Annotated in this window: 10 protein-coding genes and 1 tRNA gene; all 11 read left to right on the forward strand. The window is 32.3% G+C overall.

Going from position 1 to position 9909, the window contains the following annotated elements; all coding sequences use genetic code 11:
- Nucleotides 1-46: 46 nt before the first annotated feature.
- The gene (locus VK998_RS00830) at nt 47-544 is read left to right on the forward strand and encodes a terminase gpP N-terminus-related DNA-binding protein (RefSeq protein WP_325224418.1); all 498 of its coding nucleotides are present in this window, start codon (nt 47-49) and stop codon (nt 542-544) included.
- 132 nt (nt 545-676) lie between these two features.
- Nucleotides 677-753: transfer RNA gene (locus tag VK998_RS00835), tRNA-Asn, on the forward strand.
- Between the two features lie 7 nt (nt 754-760).
- Nucleotides 761-2560, forward strand: a complete 1800-nt coding sequence (locus tag VK998_RS00840; protein ID WP_325224419.1) for a terminase large subunit — start codon at nt 761-763, stop codon at nt 2558-2560.
- Nucleotides 2561-2576: 16 nt separating this feature from the next.
- A complete protein-coding gene (locus VK998_RS00845) occupies nt 2577-4739 on the forward strand; it encodes a portal protein (protein WP_325224420.1) in 2163 nt (720 codons plus the stop codon).
- Between the two features lie 23 nt (nt 4740-4762).
- Nucleotides 4763-5554 (forward strand): hypothetical protein, encoded by a 792-nt coding sequence (locus tag VK998_RS00850; protein ID WP_325224421.1) that lies wholly within the window; start codon nt 4763-4765, stop codon nt 5552-5554.
- Between the two features lie 14 nt (nt 5555-5568).
- Nucleotides 5569-6576 (forward strand): Mu-like prophage major head subunit gpT family protein, encoded by a 1008-nt coding sequence (locus VK998_RS00855; RefSeq protein WP_325224423.1) that lies wholly within the window; start codon nt 5569-5571, stop codon nt 6574-6576.
- A 57-nt stretch (nt 6577-6633) separates the two neighbouring features.
- Nucleotides 6634-6978, forward strand: coding sequence for a Rho termination factor N-terminal domain-containing protein (locus VK998_RS00860; protein WP_325224424.1), 345 nt, complete (start codon nt 6634-6636; stop codon nt 6976-6978).
- The gene (locus tag VK998_RS00865) at nt 6979-7479 is read left to right on the forward strand and encodes a hypothetical protein (protein WP_325224426.1); all 501 of its coding nucleotides are present in this window, start codon (nt 6979-6981) and stop codon (nt 7477-7479) included. It begins immediately after the preceding gene.
- Nucleotides 7469-7999 carry a phage adaptor protein gene (locus VK998_RS00870; protein ID WP_325224427.1) on the forward strand — a complete coding sequence of 177 codons (531 nt, stop codon included), beginning with the start codon at nt 7469-7471 and terminating at the stop codon, nt 7997-7999. The genes VK998_RS00865 and VK998_RS00870 overlap by 11 nt, the downstream gene beginning before the upstream one ends.
- 14 nt (nt 8000-8013) lie before the next feature.
- The gene (locus VK998_RS00875; protein WP_325224428.1) at nt 8014-9453 is read left to right on the forward strand and encodes a hypothetical protein; all 1440 of its coding nucleotides are present in this window, start codon (nt 8014-8016) and stop codon (nt 9451-9453) included.
- A 16-nt stretch (nt 9454-9469) separates the two neighbouring features.
- On the forward strand, nt 9470-9909 hold a 440-nt coding region (locus tag VK998_RS00880), incomplete at its 3' end, for a hypothetical protein (RefSeq protein WP_325224430.1).

Genomic DNA, 9909 nt, shown 5'->3' on the forward strand with positions numbered 1-9909 from the left:
GCATAGACGATATTATGTATGACAAGTTGTATAGGTAGGTGATTATATGCCAGAAGACAAAAATGAAATAATGCATACAGAAGAAGCTGAAGAGGATGTATATGGTATTCTTGATTTACCTGCAAAACAACAAAGGTTCATTCATTTGTACTTAACAGGTCGTTACAAAAATGCAGAACTTGCAAGTTTACTTGGAGTACATGTAAACACAATACACAATTGGTTGCGTAAACCAGAGGTTAAGCGTATAATAACTGAATTTCAAAAAGATGAGCATGAGGTTGTAGAAGCAAATTTAAAAGCATTACGTGGCAAAGCTATTGAAACTATGGCGGAACTTATGGAAAGCCCAATTGACGGTATACGCTATCAAGCAAGTAAAGATATACTCGATAGAACAGGACACAAATCAGTACAAAAAATGGAAGTTAAAAAAGAAGTATATACTTATGAAAAACAAATGCGTGATTTAGTTGATGCAAGTATTCCTGATGATTTGGTAATAGAATTGTTACAAGATGAGTATGAAGTTTTAGATGATTAGGCAAGATTTTCCTTGACAAATTTGATATTATATGGTATAATATGGGGTGTAAGGATAATAAATATTCTTCCTGTTTAAATGACCTGGGAAGCCTATAATAAGCTAACTGGGCTTCCTACTCCTTCTAAGCTGGGGTTGTTAGCTCAGTTGGGTAGAGCAATCGGCTGTTAACCGATGTGTCATAGGTTCAAATCCTATACAATCCGCCATAAATAAATGAGGTGTTATATGTCAACTTTAACTGAACAAGAACAAGCAAAATTACAATTAAAACAACAATTATTTTTTAAAAAAATAAAAAATGATAAGCGTTGGTATATAGAGAATTTTTTATACATTAGAGACAAACATAGTCAACTTATTCCGCTTGAATTAAATTCTGCACAACAAATATTTGATGAGAAGATTACAGAGTGCGAACGTGAAGGTAAATTAAAACGCTTTATAGTATTAAAAGCTAGACAAATGGGTTTAAGTACGTATACAGAAGCTCGAATATTTGCTAACACCTCAACTAATAAGTTTGTAAATAGTTTGATTATAGCACATGAAGATAAAGCTACACAACACTTATTCAATATGTCAAAATTGTTTTATGAAGAATTGCCTGATGCAATAAGACCTATGAAAAAATACTCTAATGAGAAGGCATTGGTATTTGAAAACCCTACTAATGATGAAATTGAAAAGAAAAAGAACCCAGGGTTGAGAAGCAGGATAACTGTTGCTACTGCGGGTACTGCTGAAACAGGTAGAAGTCCTACTATACATAATTTACACATATCAGAACTTGCTTTCTTCCCAGATCCTGAACGTTCTATGACTGCATTATTACAATCTGTACCTGACACTCCTGAGAGTTTAATTGTTATTGAAAGTACTGCAAATGGTGTTGGGGATTATTTTCATAGAATGTGGATGCAAGCTGTACGTGGAGAAAATGATTTTATTCCTATATTTTTACCTTGGTTTACTGATCCGACTTATTCAAAACCCTTCACTACCGATGGTGAAAGACAACAGTTTATTGACGAAGTTAATATGGTTAGTGAAGATGCTAATGGTAATATTATTCACACAGATGAGTACTTACTTAAAGAAAAATTTGGCTTAACGTATGAACAATTAAATTGGCGTAAATACACTATTGCAAATAAGTGTAATGGTGATTTGGATATATTTCATCAAGAATATCCTTCTACTCCAGAAGAAGCATTTATAGCTTCTGGTAGACCTAAATTTAGTACTACTGCATTAAAGAAATACGAAAAACTTGTTAAACCTGGAGTACGTGGTTATTTAGTTGAACATGGTAGAAGTGTTAAGTTTGTTGAAGATCCTAAAGGATATGTTGAAATATGGGATTATCCTAAAAAAGGAGAGTTTTATTCTGTTGGTGCTGACGTTGCAGAAGGATTGGCTCATGGAGATTACTCGTGCGGATTAGTTGGTGATAGCAAGTTTAATATTGTTGCTATGTGGCATGGTCATATTGATCCTGATTTGTTTGGTGATGAATTGTACAAGCTCGGTGTATTTTATAATTATGCTTACTTAGGTATTGAGAATAATAATCATGGATTAACTACGTTAAAACGATTACAAGATAGAGAATATTGGAATATATATTTTCAAAAAACTTATGATAGGATTACTGATCAAATAACAAGTAAAATGGGTTGGAATACAAATGTTAAAACAAAACCTTTAATGATAGATAAATTAGCAGAGTTTATACGTGAATTATATTTAGGTATTTATTCTGATTTGGTGATTAGTGAATGTTTTACTTATGTCATTAATGACAATGGGACTACTGATGCACAACAAGGGTGTCATGATGATACAGTAATGGCTCTTGGGATTCTCCTTCAATTGTTATTAGAGGGTAAAGGCGAGAACTATGCTCCAGAAGTGCCAGACGAAAGATGTGGTAGACGCAGGATTCGCAATGCTCCTGAGATAATTGATCCATTATTTGAAGGGGAAGATATAACACATGAAATTGCAGAGTAGCCGAAAGGGGTGAAATATGAATAACTTAGATAAAGTTAAATTACAGTCTAAATCTGATAAACAATTGAAAATAAGTGTAGAGGAAGCAAATATAGTTAATTATTGGCATGTAAAGTTTAAAGAAGCTATGGTACACAAAGCTAAGGAAACTAAAGAGTGGCATGATTATTGGGAAGCTTATAATGGTGATTATTTTAATAATACTTCTAAACCTGAATATAAAAGCGATCATGTGTCTAACTTTATTTTTAGTACTATTGAAACTATAAGACCAGTCATGGTAGATAATAACCCTAGATTTATTGCTATGGCTAGAAGTGAAGAAGGTGCTGATAAAAAAGATAAAGTACAGATGGCTTTAGATTATGAATTTGATAGGGAAAATATGGATGAAAAAATACCAAGACAAATACTTACTACTTTGGTACTTGGGACAAGTGTATTTTTCTTACCTTGGGATGGTAACGCTAAAAGTTCTTATGGTGGTGAAGTACGTGCAATAGAAGTCAATCCATTTAATTTATATCCTGACCCTCTTGCTACGTGTGTAGAAGATGCTGAATACTTAATATATGCTACTTATAAGCATGTAAATATATTAAAACGATTATTCCCTAAAAAGTCTAATTTATTAGAAGGTGGCAACATAAAATACTCAGAATTAGTTGCTAATAGGGGTACTGACATATCCAATACTGACAACCAAGTATTAGTACTTGAAATATGGTGTAGGGATTACACTACTATTGAGTATGAGGAAACTGACAAGGATGGTAAGGAATATAAGGTTACAAAGCGAAAATACCCACGTGGTAGGGTTCTTACTATCGCTCCTGAGCTAAATTTACTATTGGATGATAAAGAAAATCCATATCAAGATGGTAAATTTCCATTTATACTTATTAAAGATTATGATATACCGTTTAAATTTTGGGGAGAAGGTGAACCTAAACAATTATTATCCCCACAGAAATACTTAAATGATTTGTCAAATCAAATTATAGACAATGCAAGGCTTACAGCTAATATGCCATGGGTGATTGATAAAAATGCTGGTATAGGTTATGGCAAACTTACCAACCGTCCTGGATTAGTAATTAGGAAGAATCCTGGCAGTGAAATAAGAAGGGAAGCTCCTCCACAAATGCCACAATATGTTAGCGATAAAATTGAAGAGTTAAAGCGTGATATGGAGATTATTTCAGGTGTACATGATGTTACCCAAGGTAGACGACCTGTTGGTATACAAGCTGGTAATGCTATTATGGCGTTACAAGAAGCTGGTCAAGCACGTATTAGAATCAAAGTTAAACTTATGGAGCAGGGTTTATCTAAATTAGCTACTATGTGGTACAATCGTATGCAACAATATTGGAAATTAGATAGGTGGGTACGTGTATCTGACGATAGAGGAAATTATGATTTTCAACAAATAACAGAAGATGATTTACAATATGATTTTGATATAAAAATAACAGCTGGTAGTACAATGCCTACAAATAAATCTGCAATGTTAGATTTAATGATAAGGCTTGGGCAGACTACTGCTGAAGATGGGTTACCTGTGGTTGATAGAGAAAGTGTTTTAGAGTTTGTTGATATATCTGATAAAGAACGTGTGTTAAAAAGATTTGAGGAAATTGCTGAAAAGAATAATATAAATGAAGAAATGATGCAAGAAAATCAAATGGTTCAGCAACAATTAGCTCAACAAATAGAAATGGTGAATCAAAATGTTGAACAACAAGTTAATGATATTGCAACTGTTATTGGCGATTTGACTACTGTTGTTGAGAAGACACAAAATGATGTAAAAAAACTATTCTCATATCATGAAAAAAATGAAGAATTAAATAAAAAAGAAGAAATGAAAATTCAAGCTATAGAAGAAGCTAAACAAGAGATACTTTCTGCAATAATGGGTGAACAGAACCCAGATGAAACTGGACAATCTGTCCCTATTGACGAAGGCATGTCTCTTGATGAAGAAGTGCCTTTGGATGAATCTGAAGGTGCAATAGATGAAGCTGAAGGTGCAATAGATGAAGCTTTACCTGTTGATTTAGAATTACCAACTGAACTTATTCAAATGATTGATGAATTATCTGATGAAGAATTAATGCAGTTATTAGAGTTAAAACCAGAGTTAAAAGAAATAATTGCAAACAACCTTAAATAAGGACTTGCATAGGAGGAATGAAAATGGATAGTTTAAAAAATCAAGATTCTGTTGATGGTATTCAAGAAACAACAGAACAACTTGAAGAAAATGTCAATGTACAGACTGATAGTACATCACAGTCTGAATCTTCTGAAGAAACACAAGATGTCAATGCTTCAACCTCTGAACCAATTGTAAATGAAATTGAATTAGGTGGCGAAAAGTATACACTTGATGAAATTCAGGAGTTTAAACAAGGTTATTTAAGACAATCTGATTATACTCGTAAAACACAGGAACTTGCAAGGCAACGTGAGGAAATGGCAGACGCTGTTGAGTTATATAACTATTTGCGTGATAATCCGCACTTATTATATAACTTACAAGAAAATGTTGCAGATCCAAATATTGCGGATGTTACAGAGCAATTAACTCCTGCAATGCAAAAGATTCAAGAGTTAGAAACGAAGATGGCACAACAGGAATTGGAATATGAAATCAACATGTTGAAAACAAAGTATGATGACTTTGATGAGGTTAAAGTGTTACAAGAAGCTGAAAAACGAGGTGTTACCGATTTAGAGTTTGTCTATAAAGCGTTGAGGGAAGATGATAATATGGATGTTGAGAAGATAAAACAAGAAGCGGTTGCAGAAGCTAAAAAACAAATATTAGCTGAGTTGCAACAAAATAAAGAACAAACTAAAACCCTTATTGATAAGAAAGATACTGAATCTACTCCTACTGCTGTTCAATTAACTCCAGCTCAAAAACGAGTGGCATCCAATATGGGGTTAACTGATGAGGAGTATGCAAAGTGGATGTCTAAATAATGTGAGGTGAGTACATGGTAAATAAGGATGTTATTTACGATTTTCAATTAAATTTAAGTTTACATGGTGTCAACACTCCTGTTGATCCAACTGAAGATAACACTCATATATCTGACAACTTTGGTCAGTTGTTAGAACCTGGGTTAAGAAAAATATTCTTTGAATATTTAAATGAACTTCCAACTCAGTATACTAATGTATACAACATGCATAAATCTAAGAAGGCGAAAGAAACTGATTGGGGTATGGGTGCATTTGGTGATTGGAAGGAAAGAGAACATAATCTCGATACAGTAGATTACAAAACTCTTTCTCCTGGTCTTGAAAGGACTTATGTACACAAAGCGTTTACACAAGGTTTTATGATTGAAAGGGAATTGTATGATGATGAGCAGTATAGACAAATTAACAAGTTCCCTAAAGCTATGGCTAGATCTGGTAGGCAAAAGATTGAAAAGGATGCTGCTAAGTTTTTAGTTGATGGTTTTACTTCTCTTATATATGATGGTAAAGCGTTATTTGCAACAGATCATCCATTACTTGATAGCTCTGATACTTGCTCTAATTTAATTGAAGGTGCATTAAGTGAAGCTACTTTAAAACAAGCAATTCAACTTATGAAGGAAACTAAAGATGAAGCTGGTAACCTTGTATCTATGAAGCCTGATAGATTAATTATACCACCTGCTCTTGAAGATACTGCTAAGAGATTGTTACACTCTACATTGCTACCAGGTACTGAGTTAAATGATACTAATAAATACTTAATGGAAAGTGGTATTAAGATAGTTGTATTAGATTATTTAGCTGATGCTGGTGTAGGTAGCGATACTATGTGGTTCTTGCAAGATAGTACACAACATGAATTAAATTTCTTCTGGAGAATCAAACCAGAGTTTAAGTGGGAAGAAGATTTTGATACATTTGTTGCTAAATATAGAGGGTATATGAGGTATTCTCTAGGTGCAAGTGATTGGAGAGGTATTATAGGTAGTAAAGGTATTGATCCAGTAGCTCCATAGATGTAAAATATGGTGGGTGGTTTATCCACCCACTTTTTTAAAGCAAGGAGGTATAATATGAACAAACACTTAGAGTGGTTACAAACAGTAGAAAACCCTATAACTCGTGATGATAAATACTTTTATCAAATCATAAAAAGATTGGATAGAATAATTGATATATTAGAACCAACAACTCCTAAATTTGTTAAACCAATTGGAACGAATGATGAGCCAAATGAAGATGTTACTATAGAATATATACATGAAGGTAATGTTGATGATAAATTAGGCGATGATATTGTTGATTTAAATAGTATGACTGTGAAGGAGTTACGTGAGATGGCGAAAGGTCTAGGATTAACCGGTTATTCTACATTGAACAAACAAGAATTAATTGACACTCTTCAAAGGGGTGATTAGATGAATTTTGAAGAACTACGTTTATCTGCTCTTAGTAAAGCAGACGAAGAACCTGGCGATGAGATTATTGATCAAGTCGTGTATGATGCAATTAATCATGGTTATAGGCTTGTTGCCACACTTGTTGACCACCAATTAAAACCTACAACATTGGAATATAGTGAGAAAATATTATTGCCTGATGATTTTCATAGTATTGTATATATTAAACATCAAGATATTCAATTATCTGACAATGATTATTATATAAGTGGTATGTATTTATTTATAACAAATAAAGATTTTAAACATGATGGTTATGTATTTGATTTATTGTACTCATGTTATCCTGAGCCACTTGTAGAAGATACAGATATACCTGTTACACGTGAGGTACATGATTACTTAATTGTTATGTATGGTGCTTATAACGTTTTGTTATATAAGAAGCGTTACAACATGGCTGAGATGTTATTTAGCGAATTTACGTCTATGGTAGGTGATGGTGCTGATGAATCTTAAAGAGATATATACAATGGCACTAGACAAGTTGAATTTACAAGATGGTGATAGGCGTACTGAGAATATACTTAAAAGTGCTATTAATTATGCTTATTTAGAAATAGCTAGTAGAGATCATAATGCTATTGAGTTAGAATTTGAGTTAGATGAAGATTCTAATATAGTATATTTACCAAGTAATTTTTTAACTTTATTACGTGCTAAACATTCTTCAATAGGTGTTTTGGATGCAAATGAGTATACTATTATCAACAATAGGTTAATATTAGGTACTCATATTCCACTTAGTGGTGAATTATACTTGATGATGATACTAGTACCTGATGAGCTTGTTAATGATGATGATGTACCAGAGATAAATTCTAAATACCATATGGCATTAGTATACTATGCTATGTTTATGTATACAGATGATGTATCGTATTTTAATTTATATAGAGATATTATTGCAGAACTTTATATAGAAGATGAGATAATTAATGATTCCTCTGTTGATGAGTGTGTTAAAGATGTTTATTAAGGGATGTGTTTATTATGAAAGAACAAATAGTTGAACAATATCCAATTATAAGTAGTTTTCACAAAGGTATTAACCAGGAGCTTGATGAGCAAATTATAGGTCTAGGTGAAGCTACACGTATAGAGAATGGTTTTATTGATGATGGTAATTTGAGCCTTGGCAAGGGTTATGTAAAACTTAATGAGTATAACTTACCTGATGGTAACAAAAGACTAATGAATTTTTATAAAGATAATGACGCTGTAATACTTGTTGCTGTTGGTGATAGTATATACAAATTAAATGAAGCTGGTACTGCTTATGAAGTGATTTCTAGTGGATACAGTAATAACGATTTTAATTTTGTAAATTACCAAATCGATTTAGATGAAGTAACCATCTTGACAAATGGTATTGATAATGTTGTAGTATTTGATGGTACTACTTTTAGAGATTTAAAACATGATGGCAGATCGTCTGATGATAGTACTGACAATAAAGCTCCTAAAGGTAAATATATTGAGTTGCATAAAGAGAGATTGTGGATAAGTGGAGATACTGAATATCCAAATCGTTTATACTTCTCTAGAGATTTTGATATTGATGATTGGACTTACCCTGTAGATGAAATGAGTGCTAATAGGCATGGTGGATTTATAGATATACCTACGTGGGATGGCGGGGTCATAATTGGTATGAAGTCTTTATTTGACGACGTGGTAGTGTTTAAAAATAAGAATGTATTTAGAGTGTTTGGTACTTATCCTGGCAATTATAACGTTATACAAGTGTTTGATACTGTAGAAGGTAAAATATTAGATAATACTATTGCATCCCTTGAAAATACTGCTATATGGACATCTACTGAAGGTATACACATATTTAACGGTGTTAATACAGCGTCTGTATCAGACAAAGTGAAGAAGTATTTTAATATGTTAAATAAAGAATATGCACATAAAGCTGTTGCAACTATACACAAAAGAAAATATATATTGTCAATACCTACTGGCACATCAACAGAAAATAATATGATTATAGAGTATGATTTAAAATCTAATGCTTTTACTATTAAATATGGTGTCAATGCATCTTCTTTTTTAAGTATTGGTGATGAATTACTTTTTACTAATACTGATAATAATATATTTAAATATGGTATTGGTAATACGTATGATGGTAATCCTATCGATAGTGTATGGGAAAGTGGTATTATACATTTTGGCGAACAAAATGCACGTAAAATATTAAATAGGATATATTTTACTGCTAAAGGTACTGGTAAGATTAGAATAACATGTACATCCGAACGAAAGACTGTTGTAAAAGAAATTGAATTAACTGATACGTTTGAATTTTATAGGCATAGAATGAGGAATAAAGGCAGGTTAATGAAATTTAAAATTGAGAATATTGATGGGTGTGATTTTACTATAAAGCAACCACAATTTATGTTTGATTTCGATTATGATTAATCAAGTAGGTGGTTAAATGTATACAAGGCAAAGACTTGTTGATTTATCTGATTTTTCTATAAAACAAATAAATGATAACTTTTCTGCAATATTTTTAAAGTTATCAGGAAATATAGATACTATTGATTTAAAAGATGGTTCTATAACTACTGCAAAAATAGTTGATGGTGCTATTACTGCTGATAAAATAATATCAAATTCTATAAATATAGGTCATTTAGATAGTGAGTTTATTGAAAACTTTCCATTGTTAGAAAACCCAGTATTTATTTCATATGCTGAAGATTTATCTATAGTTGATAACCATGTTAAACAACATGCTACACTTATACAGCAAAACGCTGATACTATTGCGTTACAAGCTACTGCGATAGATGGTTTAGGTACTGATTTGTCTGCGTTAATAATACGTGCTGATGAAATTGCTAGTGTAGTAGCTAGTGATCGTGAATACGT

The organism is Schnuerera sp. (assembly GCF_035459645.1).
Lineage (GTDB): Bacteria > Bacillota > Clostridia > Tissierellales > Tepidimicrobiaceae > Schnuerera.

Coding starts and splice junctions, on each gene's coding strand:
- VK998_RS00830 (WP_325224418.1), top strand. CDS start 47: ATGCCAGAAGACAAAAATGAAATAATGCATACAGAAGAAGCTGAAGAG.
- VK998_RS00840 (WP_325224419.1), top strand. CDS start 761: ATGAGGTGTTATATGTCAACTTTAACTGAACAAGAACAAGCAAAATTA.
- VK998_RS00845 (WP_325224420.1), top strand. CDS start 2,577: ATGAATAACTTAGATAAAGTTAAATTACAGTCTAAATCTGATAAACAA.
- VK998_RS00850 (WP_325224421.1), top strand. CDS start 4,763: ATGGATAGTTTAAAAAATCAAGATTCTGTTGATGGTATTCAAGAAACA.
- VK998_RS00855 (WP_325224423.1), top strand. CDS start 5,569: ATGGTAAATAAGGATGTTATTTACGATTTTCAATTAAATTTAAGTTTA.
- VK998_RS00860 (WP_325224424.1), top strand. CDS start 6,634: ATGAACAAACACTTAGAGTGGTTACAAACAGTAGAAAACCCTATAACT.
- VK998_RS00865 (WP_325224426.1), top strand. CDS start 6,979: ATGAATTTTGAAGAACTACGTTTATCTGCTCTTAGTAAAGCAGACGAA.
- VK998_RS00870 (WP_325224427.1), top strand. CDS start 7,469: ATGAATCTTAAAGAGATATATACAATGGCACTAGACAAGTTGAATTTA.
- VK998_RS00875 (WP_325224428.1), top strand. CDS start 8,014: ATGAAAGAACAAATAGTTGAACAATATCCAATTATAAGTAGTTTTCAC.